We start from the raw sequence: 26,451 nt of genomic DNA, 5'->3' as shown, positions 1-26,451 counted from the left end.
TGCTGGTGGTCACGGGCGCACCTGCACGATCCCGTGCGCGCCTCGTTCGGCGTCGGCCATGACGTGGCTGACGAAGGGGTAGCGCCCGGGCTCTGTGAAGACGGTCTCGACGAAGCCGCCCTGGCTCGGTCCGAGCGACAGCGACTGGCTGCCGCCGGAGGCGCCGCGCTGCAGCAGCCACGCTCCCTCGGCGTATGCCGTGTCGAACTGGGCGCCGACGACGTGGAAGCTCGTGGGTCGATTGGGCCCGGCGTCCAGCACCCAGAAGCGAACTCGCTCGCCGACCCGTGCCGGCAGGGGCGACGCGTCGTACTGGTCGGCCACGCCGTTGAAGGCGAGGAGGTCCGGGGCGTCTGCCCGGGCCTTCGTGGCGTCGACCTCGTCGGCCGAGCCTCTGGACGTGCTGGCTCCGAGGTAGATCTCCGACTGCACGATCACGTAGGAGCGGTCGACGGCCGGCAGGGCGGGCGGTTCGATCACGACCGCCCCGACGAGGCCGGCGGCGAGGTGGGCCGACATCGGCATCGTCGAGCAGTGGTACATCCAGACCCCGGCCCGGGTCGCGGTGAAGCGGTAGACGAGCTTCCCGCCCGGAGGGACCGTGCGCATCACCTCGTCGGGCGCCCGCGAGCCGGCGTGGAAGTCGACCGAGTGACCGATCGTGGCGTGGTTGACGAGCGTGATCTCGAAGACGTCACCGACCCGCCCGTGGAGCGTCGGGCCGGGCGAGCTGTCGTTGAACGTCCAGCGTCGCTGCCACCGGCCTGGCGCGACCTCCTGCTCCGCCTCCCCGACGGTGAGGGTCACCCGATGGGTGCGCTCGGCCGTCAGCGGTGGCAGTGCCGCCCCGGCCGGCGTGGCGGCAGTAGCCACCGCTTCGTGACCGGCGTGGGTCATGCCGTCAGGCCCCGGCACCGGCCCGGCCGCCGTGGCGGCTCCGCCTGCCGGGGCGCCCGGGGTGCCCGTGGCGCGGATGTGCAGCACCATGCCCATCTGTCGGTGCCCGACCACGGAGCACCAGCCGTCCATCGAAACCCGGACGACCGCGACCTCGACGGCGGCCGTGGCGCCCGGCGCGAGACGGGGCGCGCGTGTCCCGTCGGCGAGGACGAGGTCGTGGGTGGTCGTGTGGTCCTCGTTGACCAGGTGGATGACGAGTCGGTCACCGCGCGGGACCTCCACCGTGTCCGGCGTGAAGTGCATCCCCTCCGCCACCACCTGGACGGTGGTCGTGTGACCCGTGGAAGGCACAGCGCCGGCGGCGTCGCCCGCGGCTGCTCCGCCCAGACCGAGGCTGAGGACGACCACCAGTGCCATGCACGAGACGGTTGCCGGCAGCTGGGCCGATGACCAGAAGGGCTTCTCCTGCTTGCGGATTCGGGTGATCGGCGACTCAGGGCCGGCCGCCTCTATCGCCTTGCGCGCCCGGACGGACGCCAGCACCGCCAGCACCGTGAGGGGCAGGAAGGCCGCGACGCAGAGACCGACGACGACGGCAGCGGCAGCCCGAGTCGCGTCGGGGAGCGGCAGGAGGAAGAGCAGCAGACCGAGGTTGTGGCCGACCACCCGGGTCGGCGCTCCCCGTTCGAACCGTGCGAGGCCGGCACGCACCGCCGACGGGCCGCCACCGAGGACGCTCGGGACGAGATGGCTGAGGGCGGCCAGCACGAGCTGGAGCGCGAAGCCGACCGCCAGGGCGACCGCAACCGACTCGTAACGGCCGCCGACACTCGTCCAGTCGGGCTGCAGCGCCACCAGGGTCGCCACCCCGACGATGCTCGCGACGAACCAGGTGAGCGCGCACGCTGCGGAGACCGTGGCGAAGCGACGGGGCACGCTGCGACGGGCGGGAGCGATGAGGGCACGAGCCCACCAGCCGAGCCCAGCGGCATACGCAAGGAGTCCGATGACGGCGAGCGGGCGCAGGTCGGCAAGAGCGCCGGCCACCGCAGCGACGAGGCCGGCCAAGAGGCCCGGAAGTGCCTGGCGAGCAAAGGTTTCGGCGCGGCCGTCCATCCTCGCCCGCAACATCGTCGGCCACAGCGTGACGAGCGTGCCCGTCACGACGAGGCCGAGCCAACCCAGCGCCATCGTCACCGAGTGGGCGACGAGGAGCCGCGAGTGCCACGGGTCTGCCGGGTGCCGGGCCAGCAGCACACCGAAGGTGGCGCCGACCGGCATGCAGGCCGCGGCGGCGAGGTAGTAGCGGATGGTCACGCGGAAGCGGCCGGGAAGGGCGGAACGGAGGCGGCGCCAGAGCGCGATGCCGTGCCAGGTCACGGCAGCCGCCGCGAAGGTCGCGCCGCCGAGCGTCACGGGCCACACGCCCACCGGCACCCCCACGAGCACGAGGGACGACCCGAGCAGGAGCAGGGCGAGCCGGCGCCGCTGCTGGCGTCGGTCGTCGACCCCGGGAGGCGTCTTGAGCAGCGCCTGGGCGAAGTGGGTGCTCCACACCATGACCGCGTGGGTCACGGCTCCGAGCAGCACGAGGTGGATGACGAGCCAGTCGGCTGCAGGGAGACCTCGACCGAACGCCGCCACGACGAGGGCGGCGTTCAGCCACAGGGTCGTGGGGTGGTCGCGCAGGGCCCACGCCCCGCGGCCGGGCAGGTCGGCAGCCACCGGGCGTGGCGCCGGTGGGGCGCTCGTCTGCTGGTCGCCGAGGGACATGGGCCGAGGGATCGAGGCGGTCGGCAGCTCAGGCGCGGCGGGTCAACCGGAGCGTCCACGCCTCCGGGCCGCGCACGAGGTAGGTGACCTCGATGCCGGGCCCCTCGCGCTCCGCGATCTGGGCCAGCAGCGGCTTCGGGTCGTGCGGCGCCACCAGGCGCATCGAACCACCGGCCGACACGGCGCCCAGGGCGCCGAAGACCGTCGCGTGACGCAGGGCGTGCGGGATCGGGCGGACGTCGAGCTCGGGCTCGCCGCTGTCGACGCAGCCGCACGCGCACCCGGGCTGGCTGACGTCGGAGACGGGAAGGGGGGTGGGTACGGTCACGAGAGCTCCTTGGAGATGCGGGCGGGACGACTATTTAATACACTGCCCATGTGAAAAATAGCCGACGCAACGCGACCGCGCCAGTCAGGGTGCCCTTGCCTGCTCGCGCACACCCCGACGCGGCACCCGATCGCAGCGGCCCGGTGCCCCTTCCCGAGCTCTCACCGGCACGCGAGAAGGTGCTGTCGGCGCTGGCGACGCACGAGGCCACCGGCGGCCCGGCCACCATCGCCGAGCTCGCCGAGGTGCTCGGCGGCCATCCGAACTCCACGCGTGCACAGTTGGGCAACCTCGTCGACGCGGGCCTCGTCGAGCGGGTCGAGAACGAGAGCGGGGCGCGCGGACGCCCGGCCCACGGCCACCGCCTGACCGAGCGGGGGCGCCTCGTCGTGGACGCGGTCCACGTCGCCCGCCCCGTGTCCACCGACGAGCTCGTCCTCGCCATGGCCGAGCACCTGGCGACGACACCCGACGCGGAGGTGCACGCCCGAGCCATCGGACGCCACTGGGCCGCGCAGCTGGCCGACGTGCCGCCGGCCCGTGGACGGAGCGCCGACGCGGCGACGCTTCCGGTCGACCAGGTCGTCTCGGTGCTGACGACGGCCGGCTTCTCACCCCAGGTCGACCCGACCGGCGACATCGCACTGCGCACGTGCCCCGTGCTCCGCTCCGCCCGCCAGCACCCGGAGGTCGTGTGCACGATGCACGCCGAGATGCTGCGGGCCACGCTCGAGCAGTCGGGAGCCGACGACGTCGAGGTGGGACTCGTTCCCTTCGCCCGCGAGGGTGCCTGCCTCGTCCATCTCACGAGAGCGGGTGGCCGGTAAGAACCAGCGCGCGCACTGCCGCCAACATGTCGTGGCCGCGTCGGTCACCTGACAGGAGGAACGACATGACTCGCACGAGAACGCTTCGGCGACAGATGGTCTCGCTGGTGGCCCTCGTTCTGGGGGCTCTACTGGGCGTCGTGTTGGCGTCGGGCATGGTGTCGGCGCAGGCTGGCGACACCCCGACGGCCGCACATGCCCATGCGGCCGTCGCCACGACCCAGAAGACGGTCCGCGCCACCTTCCACGACCAGATGCGCAAGCTCTGGGAGGACCACGTCACCTGGACCCGCCTGGCGATCGTGACCTTCGCCGACGGGTCAGCAGGCTTCGACGCCACCGCCGCCCGGCTGCTCAAGAACCAGAGCGACATCGGGAACGCCATCGCGCCGTTCTACGGGGTGGCGGCCGGCAACCGGCTGACCGCCCTGCTGCACGACCACATCACCATCGCGGTCGAGGTGCTCCAGGCCGCCAAGGCCGGCAACACGGCTGCGTTCACCGCTGCCAACGCCCGGTGGTACGCCAACGCCAACGACATCGCCGACTTCCTCGCCAGGGCCAACCCGCGGGCGTGGCCCCGGCAGGTCATGCGCGCCGACATGAAGACACACCTCGACCAGACCCTCGCCGAGGCGGCTCACGAGCTCGGTAGCCAGTACGCCGCGAGCGTCACCGACTACGAGGCCGTGCACGCCCACATCCTGATGATGGCCGACCAGCTGAGCGCCGGCATCATCGCGCAGTTCCCGTCCCGGTTCCGCTGAGCCGGGCAGGCTACCCCACCCATCGAGAAAGCAGTCCGTCCGCGGCCGGATTGCTTTCTCGATGCGCGCTGGACGTCAGGGGGTGAGGTCGACGATGCGGAGCTGGTGCCTGAGGATGGCCAGCCGGGGCTCGACGCGCGCCAGGCGCACCTTCGACCAGGCGTGCAGCAGCGCCATGAGCAGGTCGGCACGGTAGCCCTCGGGAGAGGCCGCGAGAGCGGTGACCCCGATGTCGCGCAGCCTCGTGCGCCACCGCCCCCTTGTCGCCCTGGTGCGTCTTCGCGACGACGGGGTTCGGGAGCCTGCTCGACGTCGGGTCGTAGGTGAGGTCGTAGAGGATCGTGCACCGGCTGCCGGGCTTGTCACGCGCCACCCGCGGACGACTGGAGGCGACGATGGCCCCGGGACGCACGCCCGACCGGAGCACCCGCTCGATGAGCCGGGCCGACTCGTCGGGGTCGGACAGCACCCCGAGGCTCGGCAGCCCCGGGTCCTCGTGCTCGGTGTGCAGATGGACCCGAAGGTCGGGAAGGAAGACCTCGTAGCCCGGCTCACCGAACCCGGCGCCGGGCGACACGGCCGGGTCGGGACGCGACGGTGGGTAGAGCTCACCCGCGAGCACGACCTCGACAGGGTCAGCCCGCTCACCCAGGGCCTCTTCAGCCTCGTCGGTGCTGGCTGCGACGACCGCCCGGCAGCGAACCAACCAGCTCGCGTCCTTGGCGCGCAGCTGGTCAGCCCGGCACTCGAGGAGCCTGAGCCGCCCGTCGCGAAGCTCGGGGACGTTCGCGCGCAGCGAGGAGTCGAGGCGGCCCGGCACCATGCGCGCGGCCAGCCAGTCGGGCAGCTGGGCGAACGGCGTGAGGGCGTCGACGGCCTCGTCGCGGCGGCGACGTTTGCGGCGATGCTCGATCGCCACCTGCTCGCTCACTGCGTCGGCCGCCGGGGCTGGGACCGCGCCGGTCCATCGCCGTGGCTCGACGAGCTGGTCGCGCCACGCGTGCGCGTGTTGGTCGACCCCGGCCGGCGGGGCGCATGTCATGCTCCTGCTGCATGCCCGTCGGGCCCCCTGGCTTGACGGGCACGCTCGCGCTCCGGCGCAACCCCCCTCCGCCGGAGCCCTCGGCGCAGCCCGTCCCACCCCACCCGGACGGGCTGCGCCACTTCTCGCGCTGAGGTCGGGGGCGCTACAGCGTCGGCTGCCCGGTGGCGACCACGAGAAGGATCTCCTCGTGGATGCCGAGCTTCTGCGCGAGAGGTGCACTCCAGTACGCCTGGAGGAGCTCGTCGACGGCCTCCTGCACCGTGACCGAGTTCGCAGGCGCTCGGGGCGGCGGCTCCGGTGCAGGTGAGGCGCCGGCCGAGCCGGCCGGAAGGGCCAGCGCCCCGACGGCAGCGACGGTGAACAGTGCTCGGCGGAGGGGCCTGGCGGTGGACTGGCGGATGTGGTGAGTCATCCCCCCACGGTCACGCGATCCGGCCCGTCCCGAAATCCGGCCTTCGGCGCACGACGTTCGCCGTACGCGTTTCTGCGCATTCCGACATGACGCCGCCGGGCCTAGCCTTGGCATATGGAACCGACTGCGACTGGTGGTGCCATGACGACGAGCCACTGGACGTTGACCGACCAGGACGTCCGGAACTTGCTCGACGTCCTCGAGCCCGCGCCCGCAGCGTACGGCGACGACATCTTCTACGCCGACGTGCTGGCCGGGCTGCAGCGACTCATCCCCTGCGACGATCTCACCTTCCAGCTCATGGACGTCCGGGACCAGCACATCCGCCTGCTGACCGTGTCGGACGACGGTGTCGAACGCGAGGAGAGCTTCGGCACCGAGGACGACGAGTTCACGCAGGTCTTCTGGCAGGAGTTCTGGAAGTTCGACGGCTGCGCGGGTCCGTTGCTGACCAACGACTACACGACCGTGCAGCGCCGGTCGGACCTCTGGACCAGCCGTGACTACGCCAACACCCCGCTCGGCTCCTTCTTCGTCAACGCGCTCGGGATCACGCAAGAGGTCCTCCTCCCCCTGACACCCCAGGGCGGCCCTGACCGCCGAGTGCTGTTGTTCCGCAACGGCGGTCCCGACTTCACCGAGCGTGAGCTGATGATGCTCCGGCTCGTGCGTCCGCACCTTGCGGAGCTCCACGCCCGCCGAGACCGCGAGCTGCGCGGCGAGCCGAACCTGACACCACGCCAGTGGGAGATCCTGCGGCAGGTCGCCACCGGCGCGAGCAACGCGCGCATCGCCTCGAACCTGCTGCTCTCCGAGGGGACCGTGCGCAAGCACCTGGAGAACATCTTCCTGCGGCTGAACGTGCTGAGCCGCACCGAGGCGCTGGCGCGGGTCCGCCCGTTCCTCGACGCCGCCTGAGCCGCCCCCCCAGGAGCTCCCGGCATCGGTGCGCCTCGTCACCCGCCGCGAGCGACCGCGCGGGCAGGGTGGTCTCGACGTCGACCAGTCCGAAATGCGCATTTTCGCCAATCCGCTGCCGTCGGCCGCGCCGGAGGTTACGTTTCGGATCGGCCCGTTGCTGTCCTGCGCGGGTGAGTTCTTCCCGCCTGCGCTCGGCATCCGAGCACGGTGGGCTGTCAAGGGGGTTCCATGGGCGTGCTGCGCCGCCGTTCCGTCATGTCTGCCGTGGTGGCACTCGGGTTGGTCGTGCCACCCGCCACCGCCGCCCTCGCCACGGGGGACGACAACCCGCCGGTGACCAAGCAGGAGCGGCTCAGCCAGCTGCACTCCCAGCCGGCGACGACGCCTGCTCCGGCGGCGAAGGGCTCCGCCGGCCACCTGCGCGGGCTAGCCGTCCAGCACGGCTCGGGCAAGGTAGTGCTCTCGGTCAAGGTGCGCAAGGGCACGCAGGCCGGCACAGCCCTGGGCGACGTCGCTCGCTCGGCGAAAGCCCAGGGCGGTGCACAGCGCCGCGTGCTCCGCCAGCTCGACACCGTGTCGGTGGAGGTCCCTGCGGCCGTTGCCCCCCGGTTCGCCGCCACGCTGCGGGGCCGCCACGACGTCACGCGGGTCGACGTCGTGGGCCGCAAGACGTTCTCCTTCGTTCCCAACGACCCTGACTACTCGGCGACCACGCCCTACCTGGAGTCGGTCACCGCCCCGGCCGCGTGGGACGTGCAGCGCGGCGACGCAGCCGTGCGCATCGCGGTCGTCGACAGCGGTGTCGACGTCTCACACCCGGACCTCGCCGGTCGGGTCACCGACACCTACAACGCCGTCGACGGCTCCACCGACGTCACCGACGCCGTCGGCCACGGCACCTTCGTGGCGGGCGTCGCCGCGGCCACTGCCGACAACGGCATCGGCATCGCCGGCGCCTCGGCGGGCGCCAGCGTGATGGCCGTCAAGGTCGCCGACCCGGCCGGCGACGTGTTCGCCGACAAGGAGGCAGCCGGCATCATCTGGGCCGCCGACCACGGCGCCAACGTCATCAACCTCAGCCTCGGCAGCACCTCCCCCGACCAGGTCGAGTCCGACGCCGTCGCGTACGCGGTCGGCAAGGGAGTGCTCGTCGTCGCGGCTGCGGGCAACAGCGGCAGCACCTCCCCGAGCTACCCGGCCGCCTACCCCAAGGTGGTCGCCGTGGGCGCGACCGATGCCACCGGCAGCCGGGCGTCCTTCTCCCAGTACGGCCCGTGGGTGACCCTTGCCGCGCCCGGCACCTCCATCCGGAGCACCACCCCCACGGCCGGCAGCGACTTCTTCCCGGACACGAGCGGCTACGCCAGCGGCGACGGCACCTCCTTCTCGACACCGCTGGTCGCGGCCGAGGCCGCGCTCCTGTGGTCCCATCGTCGAGGGGCGAGCGCCGACGACGTGCGTGCGGCCATCGTCGCCTCGGCGCACGGCTACGCGGGTCTCGGTCTCGGTGCGGGCCAGGTCGACTTCCGGCTCGCCTTCGACGCCCTGCGACCCGACACCGTCCCGGCACTCACGACCCCGTCCAGCGGCGCCGCCGTCTCCGGGCCCGTCACCCTGACCGCCGCCTCCGCAGCAGCCAAGGTCCGTTTCCTCGTGGACGGGGCAGCGGTCGGATCTCCCGTCGCCGTCAACAACGGCACGGCATCCGCCGTCTGGTCCACGTGGGGCCGGCCGAACGGCGCTCACACGCTCAGCGCCGTCGACTGCAGCGTCAAGGACCTGTGCAGCTCCGCCTCGACCCAGGTGACGGTCAGCCTGTCCAACGCGGCGCCCGTGATCACGTCACCCAAGCCGTCGCAGACGGTCTCGGGCAGCGCCACGTTCTCCGCGACCGCGCCCGGTGGCGCCGTGGCCTTCGTCATCGACGGCGTCCAGCGCGGTCTCGACTCCAGCGCCCCGTTCTCGCTGACCTACCCGGTCAGCGCCTTGAGCGACGGCACGCACTCCGTCAAGGCCGTGAGCTGCTCGACGGCCGGCGCCTGCGCCGGCCCGTCCTCGGCCGCCGTGAGCTTCAAGAACCAGTCGCTCCACCCCCGGATCGTCAGTGTCAGCCCGGTCGTCTTCAGCCCCAACGCCGACGGCCGCTCGGACTCCACGAAGGTCACCTACTCCCTGCCCGACACCGAGACCGTCGTCTACGTCGTGCGCAACTCGGCGGGCACGGCCGTGCGGGGCCCCTCGGGGCTGGGCACGTTCCCGGCCGGAACCCGCAGCTTCGTCTGGAACGGCCTGCTGAACGGCGGCGCCCGGGCCACGAGCGGCACCTACCGGATCGAGCTCGTGACCTCCCGCGCCATCAGCGGCGGCACCCTCAAGGGGTCAGCCGTCAGCTACGCCCGCGTGGACCAGGCTGCGCCGACCATGTCGTCCGTCACGGGCAGCGGGTCGACGTTCTACCCGTATCCGGACAGCTACCGCGACACCTTCTCACCGGTCTTCACGCTCAACGAGTCGGCCGGCGTCACCCTGACCGTGCGCAACGGCAGCGGAGCCGTCGTGCGCACCGTCACCGGCAGCCGGACGGCCGCACGCACCAGCCTGACGTGGAACGGTCGCAACACCGCCGGCGCCCTCGTCGCGGCGGGGACCTACTACTGGACGCTCACCGCGCAGGACGGTGCCGGCAACCGGCGCACGAGCGCCAAGTACTCCGTCGCGGTGAGCAGCAAGCGCCTGGTCACCAAGACCGCGACGCTGAGCCGGACCGGGGCTCAGCTGACCTCCGCCGGGGGCAGCGATCCGTACTGTTCCGGTGCGGACAAGAACAGCTCGTACTTCTATCCGACTGGCGTGTGGCTGGCCAACGTCTGCGACGCCGGTCTCGAGATCGCGGCAGCCACCTACCGCTTCACCGTGCCGGCCGCCGTGAGCTACAGCTCGCTCAAGATCGAGGCATACGGCTTCTCGCTCGACCCGTCGCGACTCGGTGCGGGCTTCACGAGGTGGGGCACCGTCGACTACACGTTCACGCCGGAGATCCTGACCGGCACGAGCCCGACGTGGCGCACCATCGGGTCGGTCTCGCCCGCCGCCCTCGTGAACGCGTCCCGCCTGGTGGAGGCCACGGTCTACGTCCCGAACACCTACTACGACAACGACTACGACATCGGCCAGGTCCGGCTCACCGTCACCTACAAGGTGCTCGCCTGACGTCACCCGAAGCCGTACGCGCAACGCCCGCCTGTCGTGACAGGCGGGCGTTGCGCGTTGTTCGTGCGAGTGGTCGCGTTGGTCAGCCGGCGGTCGAGCCGGCGACCTCCGCGCGGTGCTTGGCCAGCCGCGTCCACGTCTCGACGACAGTGTCGGGGTTGAGCGACATCGACTCGATGCCCTGGTCGAGCAGCCACTCGGCGAGGTCGGGGTGGTCGGACGGACCCTGCCCGCAGATGCCGACGTACTTGCCTCGGTCGCGGCACGCCTTGATGGCCATGGCGAGCATCTTCTTGACCGCGGGGTCGCGCTCGTCGAACGAGCCGGCGACGAGGGCGCTGTCGCGGTCGAGGCCGAGCGTCAGCTGCGTCATGTCGTTGGAGCCGATGGAGAAGCCGTCGAAGTGGTCGAGGAACTCGTCGGCGTTGACGGCGTTGCTCGGCACCTCGCACATCATCACGACCTGCAGGTCGTTCTCGCCGCGGACCAGGCCGTGCGAGGCGAGCAGGTCGATGACGCCCTCGCCCTCGGCGACGGTGCGCACGAACGGGATCATGATCTTGACGTTGGTCAGGCCCATGTCGTCGCGCACGTGCTTGAGCGCCTCGCACTCCATCGCGAAGCACTCGGCGAAGTCGGCCGAGAGGTAGCGCGCCGCGCCCCGGTAGCCGATCATCGGGTTCTCCTCGTGCGGCTCGTAGCGCTCGCCGCCGATGAGCCCGGCGTACTCGTTGGACTTGAAGTCCGACATGCGCACGATGACCGGCTCGGGTGCGAAGGCCGCGGCGATCGTGGCGATCCCCTCGGCGACGCGCTGCACGAAGAACTCGCGCGGACCGGCATACGCGGCGATGTGCGCCTCGATCTCCGCCTTGAGCGCGGGCTCCTGGTCGTCGAGCTCGAGCAGCGCCTTCGGGTGGATCCCGATCTGGCGGTTGATGATGAACTCGAGGCGGGCGAGCCCGACGCCCTTGTTGGGCAGGCGCGAGAACTCGAAGGCCTGCTCGGGGGTGCCGACGTTCATCATGATCTTGACCGGCACCTCGGGCATCTCGTCGAGCGCCGTCTCGGTGACGGTGAACTCGCGGATCCCCTCGTAGACGAAACCGGTGTCACCCTCGGCGCACGAGACCGTGACGTCCTGGCCCTCGGCGAGCGCCGAGGTCGCCGACCCGGTGCCGACGACGGCCGGGATGCCGAGCTCGCGGGCGATGATCGCGGCGTGGCAGGTGCGGCCGCCACGGTTGGTGACGATGGCACTGGCGCGCTTCATGATCGGCTCCCAGTCGGGGTCGGTCATGTCGGCGACGAGCACCTCGCCGGGCTGGAAGTCGTGCATCGCGTCGATGGTCTTGAGCACGCGTACGGCACCGGCGCCGATCTTCTGGCCGATGGCGCGGCCCTCGACGACGACGGGCCCGCGCTCGTCCATGCGGAAGCGGCGCATCGTCGAACCCGTCTGGCGCGACTGCACCGTCTCGGGGCGCGCCTGGAGGATGTAGAGGCCGCCATCGACGCCGTCCTTGCCCCACTCGATGTCCATCGGGCGGCCGTAGTGCTCCTCGATGCGCAGCGCGTGCGTGGCGAGCTCGGTGACGTCGGCGTCGGTGATCGACAGCAGCGGGCGCTGCTCCTCGGGCACCGGCACGAACTCGATGGTGCGCCCGACACTCGCGTCGGACGTGTAGACCATCTTCGTCGCCTTGCCGCCGACGCCGCGCTTGAGGATGGCCGGGCGACCCTCGCGCAGCGCCGGCTTGTAGACGTAGAACTCGTCCGGGTTGACGGCGCCCTGCACGACCGCCTCGCCGAGGCCGTAGCTGCTCGTGATGAAGACGGCGTCGCGGAAGCCGGACTCGGTGTCCATGGTGAACATGACGCCCGACGCGCCCACGTCGGAGCGGACCATCCGCTGCACGCCGGCCGACAACGCCACGACCGAGTGGTCGAAGTCGCTGTGCACGCGGTAGGCGATGGCGCGGTCGTTGTAGAGGGAGGCGAAGACGAGCTTGATGGCGTGCAGCACGTTGTCGATGCCGCGCACGTTGAGGAAGGTCTCCTGCTGCCCCGCGAAGGACGCGTCCGGCAGGTCCTCGGCGGTGGCGCTCGAGCGCACCGCGAAGCTGACCTCGTCACCGCCCTCCGCTGCCGCGCCCTGCTCACTCACGAGCCGGTCGAACGACTCACGAATGTCGCGCTCGAGGTCCGCCGGGAACGCCTGCTGCTCGACCTGCTCGCGGATGCTGGCGCCCACCTCCGTGAGCTTGCGGGTGTCGTCCACGTCGAGGTCGGACAGCAGCGCGTTGATGCGGTCGGCGAGGCCGTCCTCGGCGAGGAAGCGACGGTACGCGTCGGCGGTCGTCGCGAAGCCGTCGGGCACCGTGACCCCGGCCTTTGACAGGTGCTGGACCATCTCACCGAGGGAGGCGTTCTTGCCCCCGACCAGCTCCACATCGCCCAGTCCGAGGTCGGCGAACCTCATCACGTTCTCGGTCACAGCAGGTCCTTCCGGTAGGTGGTGCGGTCGTGCGACTCAGTGGTCGGGGGTGATTGTGGCTGCGCTCAGCCGTTGCCGAGCCGTCGGCTCTGCATGATGACGGCCGCGATCTCCTCGACCGACATCGCGGAGGAGTTGACGACGGGAACCTTGTGGGCGCGGTACATCGCCTCGGCGCGGCGCAGCTCGTAGCTGCACTGCGCGAGGCTCGCGTAGCGCGAGCCCGGTCGGCGCTCGCCGCGCACCTGGCTCAGGCGGGCGGCGGTCGACAGGAGACCGAAGCACTTGGCGGCATACGGCCGGACGGGCCGCGGGAGGTCGCTCGAGTCGAAGTCCTCCTCGACGAGCGGGTAGTTCGCGACCTTGATGCCGTGCTGCAGCGCGAGATAGATGGACGTCGGCGTCTTGCCGCAGCGCGAGGGGGCGATGAGGATCAGCTGCGCCTGCTCGAGGTTGCGCATGCTCTGGCCGTCGTCGTGCTCCATGGCGTACTCGACCGCCCGCATGCGCGCCTCGTAGCGGCCGACGTCGCCGACGCCGTGCAGGGCGCCGACGCTGTGGACGGCGTTGACGTGGAGCACGTGCTCGACCGTCGCGAGGTGCGAGCCGAACAGGTCGATGAAGGCGCAGCGGGTCTGCTGCAGCTCAGCGCGGATCTCCTCGTCGGACACCGTCGAGAAGACGAGCGGCGTCACGGTGTCGGTCATGGCCGCGTCGAGCTCGGTGACGACCTGGCGCGCCTGCTCGACCGTCGTGATGAACGGGATCTTGCGCCGCGTGAAGGCCACCGACGGGAACTGCTGGAGCATCATGTTGCCCAGCGTCTCCGCAGAGATGCCGGTGCCGCCGGCGAGGAAGAACGTCGGGGTCGGCGGGGGCGAGGGCACAGGCGTCGTCGATGAGGCCACGAGAGGAACTGTGGCACATCGTGATGTACGACTCGTCCCGCCCGAGCCGCCGATGTGACCCACGACTCAGTCGACATCCAGCCGTCGAGACCGAGGAGGGCTGGGCCGGGACCAGGGACGCGGCAGAAGAGCCGGCGGGCGCCCGCGGCGCCTGCCGGCTCTCCCCCTATGAGTCTGCGTCGCCGTCAGATGATGCCGACGCCGTTGTCGATGAGGTGGAGCTCGTTCTGCAGGGCCTGCTTGAGGTGCAGGAGCTTGGCTTCGCGCGCCTCTGCCTTGAGCTCGTTCTCGAGGACGGCACGGCTGACCGGGCCCCTGCACACCGGCGGCATGTACGTGTCGTTGTAGTAGCCCTCTCCTCCGGGCTCATTGGCGTGAGCCACGGTCCCGCCGAGCGCGACAGCGGCGATGACGGCGGCGAAAGCGGTGGTGATGCGACGTGCGTTCATGATTCCTTCTTCGATCGTTGTCCTGGGTTGGCCCCGCCCCTTGCGGGAACAGAGCCCACAGTCCGCCGGGCCGGTATCGACCCAGTCATGCCGGCGGTATCAACGGGTTCGCCCTGGCCCGATACCGGTGCGTGCGCGATCCGCCGATGCGCGCGATCGGCGCCGGTGCGGCGCCGATCGCCCTACAGTCGAAGGGTGCGGATCGCGGTGCTGGGTCCCCTTTGCGTCGACGGCGATGCCAGCCGACTGTCACGGCGTGACCGCGTGGTGCTCTCGGTGCTGGCCATCCGCCGGCCCGCTTTCGTCGGCGCCGCGGAGCTCGCTGACGCGCTCTGGCCCGTTCACCCGCCTTCGTCCTGGGCCAAGGTGATCCAAGGCTGTGTGGTGCGGCTTCGACGCGAGCTCGGCGCCGACGCCATCGGCACCACACCGACCGGCTACCGGCTCGCCGTGGAGGATGATGACGTCGACGCGGCCTTCTTCGAGAGCACCGTCGAGCGCGCGCGACGGCTCATGGACGGTGACGACCCCGCACACGCCCACTCGCTGCTCGAGGGCGTTGTCGCCCTCTGGCGCGGGCCGGCGCTCGCCGACCTGGCAGGCTGGCCGCCGGGCGAGATCGAGGCGAGCCGTCTCGAGGTCATCGGCGCGGAGGCGAGGGAGCTGCTCGTCGAGGCCGGGCTCGGCAGCGGCCGAGAAGCCTCGGTCCTTCCGGTGGCCCGACTGCTCACGGAGGAGCTTCCCCTCTCGGAACGCCGCGCCATGCTGCTCGCGCGCGCCTACTACCTGTGCGGGGAGCAGTCCGAGGCACTGGCGACGCTGCGCAGGCTCCGCCGGAACCTCCGTGACGAGGGCCTGGACCCGGCTCCGCCGGTGGGCGAGCTCGAGCGCGCGATCCTGTCGCACGACCCCGACCTCGGCAACCGCTCGGCGCTGGGCCACCCGGCCGGGCTGTGGAAACAGCCGCCGCTGCCCAGCCGATGGGGCTCGGAGGCCCCCACCTTCGTGGGCCGACAGCGGGACATCCACGCGATGCACGAGGCCTGGGAGGCCGTCGCCGTGGGCGCACGCCGGGTCCTCCTCGTCGGTGGTGACGCCGGCGCCGGCAAGTCCCGCCTCGTCGCCGAGATGGGTGTCACCAGGTATGCCGTCGGGGCCGTCGTGCTGCTCGGCCAGTGCTCACCAGAGCTCGAGAGGCCCTACCAGCCCTTCGTCGAGCCGGTACGCGTGCTCCTCGACGCCGCCGCGACCGGCGATCTCGTCCTTCCGGCGAGCACGCGAGCCCAGACGATCGAACGAGCCGGCCACGTCGTCGGCGCCCGCGCGCATCCGTTCGGTTCGCCGGCAGAGCGTGGGGCAGGGTCGTTGGCCGGCGACCAGCTCTCCGACGCCGTCGTCGACCTCGTCCGCGCGGCTGCCCGGGTCCGCCCGGTCGTGCTCATCCTCGAGGACCTCCACTGGGCCGGGCCCGCGACGCTGGAGCTGCTGGAGCACCTCGTGGCCGAGACGCCCGACGAGCGCCTCCTCGTCCTCGCGACCCACCGCAACAGCCTGCCCGACCGGTCGCCCGCCCTCGTCGCGGCGATGGCGCGGCTCGCTAGGGCGGACGGCGTTGAGGCGCTCGACCTCGAGCCGTTGACGGCATACGACATCGGGGCCTACGTGACGCGAGAGCTGGGGGCGAGCCCGACGGAGGCCCGTCGTGCCGGCGTCGTCCTGCGCGAGCAGTCGGCGGGCAACGCGTTCTTCCTGCGCGAGATCGTGCGCGACCTCGCCCGCAACGGGGGGCTGTCCGCCCTCGGGTCCAGGTCGCATGTCGCACCAGCCGTGCTCCGGGACAGCTATGAGCTCCGGCTGGCCCAGCTCACTCCGCAGGACCGTCGCTGCCTCGAGATCGCCGCCGTCATCGGTCAGGAGTTCGACGTCGACGTCGCAGCGGCCGCGGCTGCGACCACCCCGGTCGACATCCTGGGCGCTGTCGACGCCGGCGCCGCCCTGGGCATCATCGACTCCCGGCCGAGCGTGGACGGACGCCTGGCTTTCGTCCACGAGATCGCGCGGCAGGCGGTGCAGCAGCTCATGCGTCCGGGCAGCCTCATGGCCACGCACCTCAGCGTGGCCGAAGCACTCGAGGCCGGGTTCCCCGACGCCCCCGACATCACGGAGCGACTCGCGCACCACTACGCGGCAGCCCACTCGATGGGCCAGCGGACCGCGGCCCAGAAGTACCTTCGGGAAGCGGCCCGGCTGGCCACGGACCGACTCGCCCATGGAGATGCGGCCGCCTTCCTCGAACGGGCGATCGAGATCTCCCGCGACCGAGCCGAGACCGACGAGCTCAGGCTCGAGGCGTCGGCCGCCCGCCGTCATGCCGGCGACTACGGTGCAGCCGCCGAGCACGCCACGGCGGCGCTCGCCTCCCCCGACCCCCGCACGCAGCTCCGGGCTGCGATCGCCTACGAGGAGGCCGCCTTCCGCGGCGGCATGCCGGCCGAGGAGACAATCGGGCAGCTTCAGATCGCGATGGCTGCAGCAAAGACGATGGAACCGCCTCTGGCACAAGATGATCCGCTCGCGATCCGGGCCATGATCAACCTCGCGCGGACGCTCGGGCAGGGCATCCGGCTCGACGAGCACGCCCCAGTGCTGGAGGAGCCGCTCAGCATGGCGCGGGACAGCGGCGACGAGGCGCTCCTGGCCCGGGCGCTCGAGGCAACGGTCGTGCGACCACCACCGGCCGGTGCCGCGCGGGCCGAGGTGCGCCTCGCCCGGGCTCGAGAGCTCACCGAGGTGGCCCGGCGGGTCGGTGACAACGAGGCTCTGGCGTGGTCGGCCATGTCGCGAGCCGTCGCGGCGTACTCCCTCGGCCTCCCCGCCGAGGTGTTGGAGGCGAAGTCGTTGGCCCATGAGGCGGCCCGGGCGTCCGGCACCGCAACGGCCGACCAGATCTTTCTCTCGCAGGGTTTCGCCCGGGCGATGGAGGTCGGTGACCTCGACCGTGCAGAGCGCGTGGCGCAGCAGGTCGGGACTGTCAGCCGGCTGCAAGGCCGCTTCGAGGGCGCCGGCGCCACCCAGCGGTTCCTCATCGACCGCGAACGGCTGGCTCTCGAGCGGATGAGGATGATCGTCACCGGAGCCGAGCGATCCACGGACGTCTGGGCTCCGGGCATGTTGGCCCTCTACCGCGAGCTGGGGATGCGCGAGTCGGCCCGGCGCCTGCTGGGCGAGGCCATGTCGCGGGGTCTCGACCCATGGCGCTCGTCAGGCACGTGGGAGCTGACGCTGGTCTTCTTCGTCGAGTGCATCCTCTGGCTCGCCGACCCCGACCTCGCACGCGACGTCGAGCCGCATCTCGAGCTGCTGTCGGGCCGGAGCATCGTGCTCGGTCCCATGATCGCGACCTTCGGCGCCGCCGACCGCTACCTCGGGTCGATCGAGGCGCTGCTCGGACGTCCACGCGCAGGCGTCCTGCTGGAGGCCGCGGTCGAGCTCGACCGGTCCATGGATGCGCCGCTGCACGAGGGCTACAGCCTCGTGGCCCGGCTGGCGGCCGGCAGCGGACGGCGGCAGGCCCGTGATGCCGCCCTGCGAGCGCAAGCAGTCGAGCTCGCCCACGACCTGGCCGTGCCGAGGCTGTCTGCAGCAGTCCGTCAGGTCAGCGGCGCCGCGCTGACCTGACAAGGCACCGCCGGCATACCTCGTCAGGGACGCTCGACGAGCGGTCTCGTCGACCCGTCCGGGAAGTTCCTGGCCCCGACCTCGATGATGCGGTCAGCCGGTATACCGGCGTGACGGGCAGCCTCGCGCACGGCGTCGGCAGACCCTGCCTCATAGAGGCAGAACGTGCGCAGCCGGTCCAGCGACAGGAAGGAGTAGATCCACCGGACCGACTCCTCGTCGTTGATCTCCTGGATCCGCGCGGCCAGCTCAGGGGTGTTCTCGAGTTGCTCAGCGAACTCGCGCTCGATGATGAAGTACGCCATGACGGCCTCCCTCTGCCACCGACCATTGTCGCCCCGAAGGCACCGAGCCGTCCGTCGATTGAGGTCACACCTCGATGTCACAGCGCGATGTCACAACTCGAGCGCTTGCGGCGTCTCGATGTCGAAACCCGACATCGAACCGACATCCAGGAGGACGACATGACCGCATCGACCCGCATCCCCGCCGCTGAGATCACCGGCTTCAAGGGGGCGGTGGTCAAGCGCTTCGCGAAGAAGGCGCTGGGCCAGGTGCCGAGCTCGCTCGGGGTCTACTGGCACAACCAGAAGGTGCTGATGGGCATGACCGCCGTCGGCGGCAAGGTGCAGAAGTGGGACGCGTGCGACGAGCAGCTGAAGTCCTTCGCGCACATGGCGGTCGCCTCGCAGGTCGGCTGCAGCTGGTGCCTCGACTTCAACTACTTCGAGGCCCACAACAAGCACCTAAGCCTCTCCAAGGCCCACGAGATCCCACGGTGGCGCGAGTCGGACGCGTTCTCGGCGCTCGAGCGCGAGGTGCTGGCCTACGCCGAGGCGATGACCGAGACCGAGCCGACGGTGACGGACGAGATGGTGGCGTCGCTCCGGTCCGAGCTCGGTGACGCGGCACTCGTCGAGCTCACCGCCGTGGTCGCCTTCGCCAACTTCACGACCCGCGCGAACGTCGCCCTCGGCATCGAGTCCGACGGCTTCGCTGCGGCGTGCGGGCTCAAACCGCTCGCGGCGCGATCGGCCGTAGGGTCGACGGCGTGAGGCCGACCGACGACCCGTTCATCACCAACCGAGGGCTGCTCTTCACCGTCGCCTACGAGATGCTCGGCTCTGCGGCCGACGCCGAGGACGTCGTGCAAGAGACCTGGCTGCGGTGGGACGCCATCGGCGTCCGGGGGCGCGCCGACGTGCACCATCCGCGGGCGTTCCTCGTGCGGATGGTGACTCGCAAGGCGCTCGACCGGCTGCGTTCGAACGCCCGACGACGCGAGGAGTACGTCGGCACCTGGCTCCCCGAGCCGCTGCTGACCGCACCGGACCTGGCTGAGGACGCCGAGCTCGCCGAGAGCGTGTCGATGGCGATGCTCACGGTGCTCGAGACGTTGACGCCCACCGAGCGAGCCGTGTTCGTGCTGCGGGAGGTCTTCGACACCCCGTATGACGAGATCGCTGACGCCGTGGGCAAGTCCGCCGCCGCGGTCCGGCAGATCGGGCACCGCGCACGTGAGCACGTCGCAGCGCGCAGGCCACGCATGGACGTGGGTCGACGCGAGCAGCAGGAGGTAGTCGAGCGCTTCCTGGCGGCCGTGACTGGCGGCGAGCTGCAGGCGCTGCTCGACGTGTTGGCTCCCGACGTCGTGCTCGTCGCCGACGGCGGCGGAGTCGTGCAAGCGGTCGTCAACCCGGTGGTCGGGGCGAAGAAGGTCGCCAACCTGCTGCGACCGTTCGGCACGCTGGCACCCGGAGCCCGGATCCTGCCGATGCTGCTCAACGGGGCCGTCGGGGCTCGCATCGTGGGCACCGACGACGGATACGACACGGCGATCAGCTTCGTCGTCGAGGCCGGCCGGATCAGTCGCATCTTCGCCGTGCGCAACCCGGCCAAGCTCGGCCAGATCGACGTCGAGGCCCCGATCAGCCGGTGACGGGCCGGGTGGGCGTGCCCTCGCCCGCGGACGCGAGTGCTTTGATGACGGACATGGAGCACGTCGACGCCAAGACCGAGACCGACCCCTCCGCCAGCGGTGCAGCCGTGACCGACCCGGAGGACCAGGCCGAGCGCGACCCGGCCGAGCGCGACCCGGCCGAGATCAGCTACTCCGAGCACTTCTTCGCCGCCCGCCCACAGCTGCTGCGTCCCCGCGCGCGCCTGCGCGGCCAGGGCGCCCCCGATCCCGGCGAGCGCGTGGGTGAGCCCGTCGGCACCAACCCGGACTACGTCGCCTGGCTCCGGCGCGAGTCCATGCTCGCGGACGCCAACACGATCGCCACCCAGTTCTCCGGCCAGGGGTCGATGTGGCAGAACCCCTACGCCCGCCCCAACCCGGTTGCAGCCGTCCAGGCCGCCCCGGTGTGGTTCACGGCATACCCGATCTCGATGGTGACCAAGGCCGGCTCCTCGTTCCTCGGCACCCTCGCCGACCCGGACCTGTGGGAGGTCTTCGCGCGGATCGGCATCCGCGCCGTGCACACGGGTCCGGTCAAGCGTGCGGGCGGTCTTTCCGGATGGGACCCGACGCCCAGCGTGGACGGGCACTTCGACCGGATCTCGACCCAGATCGACGCCGCGTTCGGCAGCGAGGACGAGTACCGCTCCATGTGCGACGTCGCCGCCGCCCACGGCGGCACGATCATCGACGACATCGTCCCGGGCCACACCGGAAAGGGACCCGACTTCCGGCTCGCGGAGATGAACGTCGGCGACTACCCCGGCATCTTCCACATGGTGCTGATCGACCCCGGCGACTGGCACCTGCTCCCCGACGTGCGTCCCGGGCGTGACTCGGCCAACCTCGACGGGGCAGCCGAGGCCGCTCTGGAGAAGGCGGGCTACATCATCGGCCGGCTGCAGCGCGTCATCTTCTACGCTCCCGGCGTCAAGGAGACGAACTGGTCCGCGACGGGCGAGGTCGTGGGCGAGGACGGCGTCGCTCGTCGGTGGGTGTACCTGCACTACTTCAAGGAGGGTCAGCCCTCGATCAACTGGCTCGACCCCACCTTCGCCGGGATGCGGCTGGTCATCGGCGATGCGCTGCACTCGATGGGCGACCTCGGCTCGGGAGGGCTGCGGCTCGACGCGAACGGCTTCCTCGGCGTCGAGAAGTCCGGCGAGGGCGAGGCCGCGTGGTCCGAGGGCCACCCTCTCTCGGAGGCGGCCAACCAGCTGATCGGCTCCATGGTCCGCAAGGTCGGCGGCTTCAGCTTCCAGGAGCTGAACCTGACGGTCGACGACATCCGCGTCACGGCCGAGGCAGGCGCAGACCTGTCCTACGACTTCGTCAACCGGCCCGCCTACCACCATGCCCTGGCCACGGCCGACACCGAGTTCCTTCGACTCACCCTCAACATCTCGCTCGAGTCCGGCGTGCACCCGATCTCGCTGGTCCACGCCCTGCAGAACCATGACGAGCTCACCTACGAGCTGGTGCACTTCGAGACGCTGCACCGCGACGACCTCTTCACCTTCCACGGCGTCGAGGTCACGGGCGCGGCGCTGGCGGCGCACGTGCGTGGCCAGCTGGTCGACCACCTCACGGGCGAGGCCGGACCTTACAACGCGATCTTCACGACCAACGGGATCGCCTCGACGAGCGCAACCCTCATCGCCGCCGCGCTCGGCTACCGGGACCTGGACGTCGTCGACGGGCTCGACATCGACAACATCCGCCAGGCCCACCTGCTGCTGGCGATGTTCAACGCACTTCAACCCGGTGTGTTCGCCCTGTCGGGTTGGGACCTCGCTGGGATGACCACCGTCGACCGCGACGAGATCGGCCATCTCCTCGCCACTGGCGACACGCGGTGGCTGCACCGCGGCGCGTACGACCTGATGGACTACCGGCCAGACGTGTCGCAGTCAGCCTCCGGTATGCCGCGCGGCCGGTCGCTCTACGGACCGCTGCCTGCCCAGCTGGACGACCCGGACTCCTTCGCCTCACAGCTCGCCCACGTCCTCCGGGTCCGCGAGGCGTCGGGCATCGCCACCGCGACCCAGATCGAGGTGCCTGCGTGCAGCCACCCCGGTGTGCTCGTCATGGTCCACGACGACCTGCCCGGCACGCTGCGTCAGGCCACGGTGCTCAACTTCAGTGCCGACCCGGTCGACGTGCGCGTGTCGAGCAACCACTTCTCGCCCGGGTGGGGCGTGGTTGACCAGCTGACCGGCGACGACCTCGGCGGCGTCGACGAGCTGCACGGTGTCGAACTCACGCTCGAAGCCCACCAGGGCCGCTTTCTCACGTTCAGCGACGAGACCGCACGACCTGAGTGACGCAGCTCCATCGGTGGCCCTCCTTCCGCGACCCGCCTTACGTGCTCGCGGAATAGATCGGGCCCGGGTCGGTCCAGGTGACGCCCGTGTTGCGCCACAGGCAGAACGGGTGGCCGACCGGGTCGGTGAAGACAGCTCGTCGTCAGCATCGACCAGGGCAAGAGCTGGCCGGGGACTCGAACCCACAACCACCTACTTGTGTCGGGCGCTATTGCTGGCACTTGTTGACTGCGCGGAAGTCCTTGGCACTGAGCGTGTTCCGGGCAACAGTCCCTGTCATCGCCTCCTGGAGGTGCTGAACGCCTCGGCCCGAAAGTGGTGGGCAAGGTGGGCAGCGGTCCTCCGTGGGCCTGCGCCCGAGCGGCGACGGCCGGGGGCTCCCTCGTCCAGGCGCCTGAGTCCCGGCCGATCGCCGAAGCATCGTCTGCGAGCGGCGTCAACAGGTCGGACCCCGCCGTGGGCTCGTTTGCCATTATTACTGACTGCACTCATAATTGAGTGCAGTCAGTAAGGAGATGGTGGATGAACGGATATCAGGTTCACAAGTACAAGCAAGACCTCGTTCTGAGCGACCTCGGCGAGCCGTCCGTGGGCGCCGACGACGTGCTGGTCAGGATCGACGCTGCCGGCCTCAACCAGCTCGACGAGAAGATTCGGTTAGGGGAGTTCAGGTTGTTGCTGCCCTACAAGACCCCGTTCGTCCTCGGTCACGATGCAGCCGGAACCGTCCTCACGGTAGGGGCCAACGTCACTCGTTTCGCCGTGGGTGATGAGGTGTTCGCCCGCCCCAGCGACGGACGCATAGGAACGTTCGCTGAGCGGATCTCGATTGACCAGTCGGAGGTCGCGCTGAAGCCGACCACCATCACGACGCCGGAAGCGGCGTCCCTGCCGCTGGTTGCGCTCACTGCTTGGCAGGCTCTCGTCGAACGTGGTCAGCTCCGCGCCGGCCAGAAGGTACTGATCCACGCCGGTAGCGGCGGCGTCGGGACTCTCGCCATCCAGCTCGCCAAGCACCTCGGCGCCTATGTCGCCACCACTGCCAGCGCGCGCAACGCGGAGTTCCTGACCGCGCTCGGAGCGGACCTCGTCATCGACTACGCCACGGAACGCTTCGAGGACAAGGTGAGCGGCTACGACCTCGTCATCGACTCCCTCGGCCAGAACAGCGTCCTGCGCTCTGACCGTGCTCAAGCAAGGCGGCACCGTGATCGGCCTCACCGGGCCTCCCGACCCCGGCTTTGCGGCGTCAGCAGGTGCGAACCCTCTGGTGCGCACGGTCATCGCGGCGCTCAGCCGCAAGGTGCGGCGGACGGCGAAGCGTCTCGGGGTCACCTACGAGTTCCTCTTCATGCACGCCAGCGGAGAACAACTGAGGCAGATCGCGACCTTGGTCGACGACGGTCTCATCCGTCCCGTCGTGGGCAAGACCATCCCGTTTGGCGACCTGCCCCAGGCCTTGAGCCGAGTCGGCTCCGACGGCGTGCGCGGCAAGACGGTCACGACCGTCCCGTAGCCCGTCCTGTCCACATACCAAGGCGTCAACCCAAGCACAACGGAGGACCTCATGAGCAGTAGTAACAACCCCGACGGCAAGACCATCACGTCCTACACCAAAGCGCCCACCAAGACCGTCAACGTCGAGGGCACCTCGATCGCTTACCGCGAGCTAGGTCCCCGCGGCGGCATCCCCGTCGTCTTCTTCGTGCACCTGGCCGCGACGCTCGACAACTGGGACCCGCGCATCATCGACCCCATCGCGGCGAACCGGCACGTCATCACGTTCGACCAGCACGGTGTCGGCGCGTCCGGAGGAAAGGTCCGCACCACTCTTGAGGCGGCCGCGGACGACGCCTACGACTTCATCACGGCCCTCGGTTACGACGAGGTGGACGTCTTCTCGTTCTCCATGGGCGGGATGATCGCTCAAGATCTGGTGGTGAAGCACCCCACGCTCGTGCACAAGCTGGTCCTGACCGGGACCGGTCCTCGCGGGGGCAAGGACATGGACAAGGTCGACCGCGTCACGTACTACGACATCCTGCGCGCCACGCTGACTCGTTCGGACCCCAAGGAGTTCCTGTTCTTCAACCGCGACGCCGTCGGCAAGCGCGCCGGCAAGGCGTTCGTCAAGCGCTTGCAGGAGCGCACCGTCGACCGCGACAAGGGCATGAGCCCTCTCGGCTTCCAGACGCAGCTCTCGGCCATCAGGAAGTACGGCCGCTCAGCGCCATCAGACCTGTCCGTCGTGACCCAGCCGACGCTCATCGCGAACGGTGACCACGACCGCATGGTGCCTTCGGTCCTGTCCGAAGACCTCCACCGGCGCATCAAGGGTTCGGAGCTGATCATCTACCCCAACTCCGGCCACGGCGGCATCTTCCAGTACCACGAGCAGTTCGCACCGGTCGCCGTCGAATTCCTCGGCAGCGGCTCGACCACCCAGAGACAGACCACGTCATGAGCGCGGCGCCACAAGGCCTGGATGGCACCCAGCTACGCGGGTGCGCCAGGCTCCTCACGCTGGTACGACGTCGGCGACGACGCACGTAACACCGAAAACGCGACCGTCCTCCACCTTCGCCGACGCGAAGGGCCCGGGCAGACTCCGCAGCCAGACCTTCCTACCGTTGGGTGAAAGGATGTGGGACACCCCGACGTCGCGCACGACAACCCACAAGACCAGCGCTTCCACCCTCGATCATGCTGGCGTTCGTCGATGAGGTTGGCCCGTTTGGCCTTTAGACAAAGTCGCCTGGACTGAGCGACGTCATGTGACCAATGGTGTCCGCTGTGCACGCGAACGACGTCGAGACGACATTGACGTTCGTCAGGGGTGGCGAGGTGCTCACGGCGCCACGGGAGAGATGAGGAGCGGTGGATGACTGAGTCGACGACCACGGGACGACGCGAACGCAACAAGCGGGCCAAGCTCGAGCGCATTCTGGCCGCAGCCGACAGCCTGCTGTCCGCGCGCAGCATTGACGAGATCACGACGCAACAGGTGGCAGAGGCAGCTGACATCGCCACGGGCACGTTGTTCCTCTATGCCCGGACCAAGGGCGAGCTGCTGCTTATGGTGCAGAACGCCCGCTACCGCCAAGCCCTCGATCGTGGCATCGCTCGCGCAGCAACACGTGACCAACCACTTGAGGCTGTCATGTCGATCCTGCGCCCGATCATCGACTGCAACCGTGCCCAGCGCGAAAACGGCAGGGTGTACCTGCGAGAGATCACCTTCGGCGACTCGACTGAAGCACACCGCGCGGAGGCACTGTCGATCGTGCAGGAGACCGAGGTGGCCGTGGCAGCGGTGATCGAGCGCACCACGACGAGCGATGCGGACAGGGCCGCTGTGGTCGCCCACGTGATCAACGGGGCCATGATCCTGGCGCTGGCGGGCGCTGGCGACGCCGACAACGAGCACATCGATGCCGAAGTACGACGAGGCGTCCTCGCCCTGATTCGCTGACTCCCGGGGACCAAGACGTAGCGACAGTGCTGCGTTGAGGGCGTGGTGAGACGACGACGACCGTCCTCGACGAGATGGCGCAACGGCCGCATGCTCGCCGAGCAACGGCCCAAAAGGTCGGTAAGCCGATGGGTGAGGCCAGCGTCGGCAGGGTCCCGCATCGTTTCGACAGGTCAGAGAGCTGGCGGGGGGACTCGAACCCCCAACCACCTGTTTGTGTCTTGCCCTATGGGTGGCCCTTGTTGTCTGCGCGAAAGTCGTTGGCGCTGAGCGTGTTCGGGGCCTCATTCTCTGCCATCACTTCTCCGGGCTGCTGGTCACTTCGGCTCGAAAGAGGTGGGCAAAGCGGTGGGTGCCGCGAGTGGCTCCCCCAGCCAGGCGGGTCTGCGCATTGACCATCACCTGGCCGCTCGAGAAGCTGCCGCGCAGAAGGCGCTTGACCGACCCAGCCGGGCGGGCCGTAGTCGGCAAATCGTGCTCGAGGTGGGCAGCGGTCCTCCATGTAGCTCGGCCGAAGCAGCCACTGCTGGGGCTTCCCTCGTCCAGGCGCATGTGTCTCGACGACGGATCATCGAGCCTGCCGTCGGGAGTGGCCTCGACGGGGCGGGCGCCGCCCTGACTTCGTGAAAGCGTGGGGGCGGCGGGGTGCGCGAGGACGGCGCGCCAGCGCCGCCCGCAGCGCGGGGTCCCTGCCGCGGGTCCCCGCGCTTTTCTGCGCCGCAGGCGCAGCTTGAGCCAGTACAGAAACTCCTCACCGAATCGCCATGTCGACCTGTGTCCTGTCTCGGGTGATGCTTGACAGTTGTGTGTCAGCTGATGCTTGACGCCGGTCGTTGTCGGCCACGCTGTTTGTCGGTGCTCCGTGGGCACCGTCGAGGCAGGGAGGCCGGGATTGGCACTGGTAGTGATGTCGGTGGTCGAGCTGCGGCTGGACGCGGTGCGGGCGGTGCTGGCGGGGGCGAGGGTCACCGAGGTGGCCG

At 70.2% G+C, this 26,451-nt stretch carries 19 protein-coding genes and 1 pseudogene; 12 read left to right on the top strand and 8 right to left on the bottom strand.

Annotated features, from left to right (window positions below):
* Nucleotides 1-9 precede the first annotated feature (9 nt).
* Both AC1DE0_RS00100 and AC1DE0_RS00095 read right to left on the bottom strand, forming a co-directional pair.
* Nucleotides 10-2,673 (bottom strand): multicopper oxidase domain-containing protein, encoded by a 2,664-nt coding sequence (locus tag AC1DE0_RS00100; protein ID WP_478095964.1) that lies wholly within the window; start codon nucleotides 2,671-2,673, stop codon nucleotides 10-12.
* Nucleotides 2,674-2,701: 28 nt separating this feature from the next.
* Nucleotides 2,702-3,001, bottom strand: a complete 300-nt coding sequence (locus AC1DE0_RS00095; protein WP_478095963.1) for a DUF2249 domain-containing protein — start codon at nucleotides 2,999-3,001, stop codon at nucleotides 2,702-2,704.
* Between the two features lie 95 nt (nucleotides 3,002-3,096).
* Between AC1DE0_RS00095 and AC1DE0_RS00090 the strand changes: the two genes are divergently transcribed.
* Entirely contained in the window at nucleotides 3,097-3,828 is a 732-nt protein-coding gene (locus tag AC1DE0_RS00090; protein WP_478095962.1) for a helix-turn-helix transcriptional regulator, read from the top strand.
* A 65-nt stretch (nucleotides 3,829-3,893) separates the two neighbouring features.
* A complete protein-coding gene (locus AC1DE0_RS00085) occupies nucleotides 3,894-4,595 on the top strand; it encodes a hypothetical protein (protein ID WP_478095961.1) in 702 nt (233 codons plus the stop codon).
* A 10-nt stretch (nucleotides 4,596-4,605) separates the two neighbouring features.
* Here AC1DE0_RS00085 and AC1DE0_RS00080 read toward each other — a convergent pair whose 3' ends face one another.
* Together AC1DE0_RS00080 and AC1DE0_RS00075 are read right to left on the bottom strand one after the other, a co-directional pair.
* Nucleotides 4,606-5,526 (bottom strand): hypothetical protein, encoded by a 921-nt coding sequence (locus tag AC1DE0_RS00080; protein ID WP_478095960.1) that lies wholly within the window; start codon nucleotides 5,524-5,526, stop codon nucleotides 4,606-4,608.
* Between the two features lie 256 nt (nucleotides 5,527-5,782).
* A complete protein-coding gene (locus tag AC1DE0_RS00075; RefSeq protein ID WP_478095959.1) occupies nucleotides 5,783-6,052 on the bottom strand; it encodes a hypothetical protein in 270 nt (89 codons plus the stop codon).
* Between the two features lie 141 nt (nucleotides 6,053-6,193).
* Here AC1DE0_RS00075 and AC1DE0_RS00070 point away from each other — a divergent pair, with 141 nt between their 5' ends.
* On the top strand, nucleotides 6,194-6,970 hold the full coding sequence (locus AC1DE0_RS00070) for a helix-turn-helix transcriptional regulator (protein WP_478095958.1): 777 nt from the start codon (nucleotides 6,194-6,196) through the stop codon (nucleotides 6,968-6,970).
* A gap of 231 nt (nucleotides 6,971-7,201) precedes the next feature.
* The gene (locus AC1DE0_RS00065) at nucleotides 7,202-10,183 is read left to right on the top strand and encodes a S8 family serine peptidase (protein WP_478095957.1); all 2,982 of its coding nucleotides are present in this window, start codon (nucleotides 7,202-7,204) and stop codon (nucleotides 10,181-10,183) included.
* An 82-nt stretch (nucleotides 10,184-10,265) separates the two neighbouring features.
* On the opposite strand, the gene ppsA is transcribed toward AC1DE0_RS00065, so the two are convergent.
* The 3 genes from ppsA to AC1DE0_RS00050 form a co-directional block, all read right to left on the bottom strand.
* Nucleotides 10,266-12,665, bottom strand: a complete 2,400-nt coding sequence (gene ppsA, locus AC1DE0_RS00060) for a phosphoenolpyruvate synthase (RefSeq protein ID WP_478097716.1) — start codon at nucleotides 12,663-12,665, stop codon at nucleotides 10,266-10,268.
* A gap of 80 nt (nucleotides 12,666-12,745) precedes the next feature.
* Entirely contained in the window at nucleotides 12,746-13,588 is an 843-nt protein-coding gene (locus AC1DE0_RS00055) for a pyruvate, water dikinase regulatory protein (RefSeq protein WP_478095956.1), read from the bottom strand.
* A gap of 185 nt (nucleotides 13,589-13,773) precedes the next feature.
* A complete protein-coding gene (locus tag AC1DE0_RS00050; protein ID WP_478095955.1) occupies nucleotides 13,774-14,037 on the bottom strand; it encodes a hypothetical protein in 264 nt (87 codons plus the stop codon).
* Nucleotides 14,038-14,232: 195 nt separating this feature from the next.
* On the opposite strand from AC1DE0_RS00050, the gene AC1DE0_RS00045 reads away from it, so the two are divergent.
* Nucleotides 14,233-17,715, top strand: coding sequence for an ATP-binding protein (locus AC1DE0_RS00045; protein WP_478095954.1), 3,483 nt, complete (start codon nucleotides 14,233-14,235; stop codon nucleotides 17,713-17,715).
* A gap of 23 nt (nucleotides 17,716-17,738) precedes the next feature.
* Here AC1DE0_RS00045 and AC1DE0_RS00040 read toward each other — a convergent pair whose 3' ends face one another.
* A complete protein-coding gene (locus AC1DE0_RS00040; RefSeq protein ID WP_478095953.1) occupies nucleotides 17,739-18,020 on the bottom strand; it encodes a DUF4242 domain-containing protein in 282 nt (93 codons plus the stop codon).
* A gap of 159 nt (nucleotides 18,021-18,179) precedes the next feature.
* Here AC1DE0_RS00040 and AC1DE0_RS00035 point away from each other — a divergent pair, with 159 nt between their 5' ends.
* The 7 genes and pseudogenes from AC1DE0_RS00035 (at nucleotide 18,180) to AC1DE0_RS00005 (ending at nucleotide 25,471) form a co-directional block, all read left to right on the top strand.
* The gene (locus AC1DE0_RS00035) at nucleotides 18,180-18,770 is read left to right on the top strand and encodes a carboxymuconolactone decarboxylase family protein (protein WP_478095952.1); all 591 of its coding nucleotides are present in this window, start codon (nucleotides 18,180-18,182) and stop codon (nucleotides 18,768-18,770) included.
* Nucleotides 18,767-19,654 (top strand): RNA polymerase sigma-70 factor, encoded by an 888-nt coding sequence (locus AC1DE0_RS00030; protein WP_478095951.1) that lies wholly within the window; start codon nucleotides 18,767-18,769, stop codon nucleotides 19,652-19,654. Before AC1DE0_RS00035 ends, AC1DE0_RS00030 begins: the two co-directional genes overlap by 4 nt.
* Before the next feature lie 53 nt (nucleotides 19,655-19,707).
* Nucleotides 19,708-21,999, top strand: coding sequence for a maltose alpha-D-glucosyltransferase (treS, locus tag AC1DE0_RS00025; protein ID WP_478095950.1), 2,292 nt, complete (start codon nucleotides 19,708-19,710; stop codon nucleotides 21,997-21,999).
* A gap of 522 nt (nucleotides 22,000-22,521) precedes the next feature.
* Nucleotides 22,522-23,121, top strand: a pseudogene (locus tag AC1DE0_RS00020) (NADP-dependent oxidoreductase); the annotation flags it as partial.
* Between the two features lie 64 nt (nucleotides 23,122-23,185).
* On the top strand, nucleotides 23,186-23,515 hold the full coding sequence (locus AC1DE0_RS00015) for a zinc-binding dehydrogenase (RefSeq protein ID WP_478095949.1): 330 nt from the start codon (nucleotides 23,186-23,188) through the stop codon (nucleotides 23,513-23,515).
* A gap of 51 nt (nucleotides 23,516-23,566) precedes the next feature.
* Nucleotides 23,567-24,463, top strand: coding sequence for an alpha/beta fold hydrolase (locus tag AC1DE0_RS00010; protein ID WP_478095948.1), 897 nt, complete (start codon nucleotides 23,567-23,569; stop codon nucleotides 24,461-24,463).
* Between the two features lie 417 nt (nucleotides 24,464-24,880).
* Nucleotides 24,881-25,471, top strand: a complete 591-nt coding sequence (locus tag AC1DE0_RS00005; protein ID WP_478095947.1) for a TetR/AcrR family transcriptional regulator — start codon at nucleotides 24,881-24,883, stop codon at nucleotides 25,469-25,471.
* Nucleotides 25,472-26,451 lie beyond the last annotated feature (980 nt).

Source organism: Terrabacter sp. 05T424, from assembly GCF_056396225.1.
Note: the sequence above shows the minus strand (reverse complement) of the source record. Positions and strands in the feature narration are given on the sequence as shown.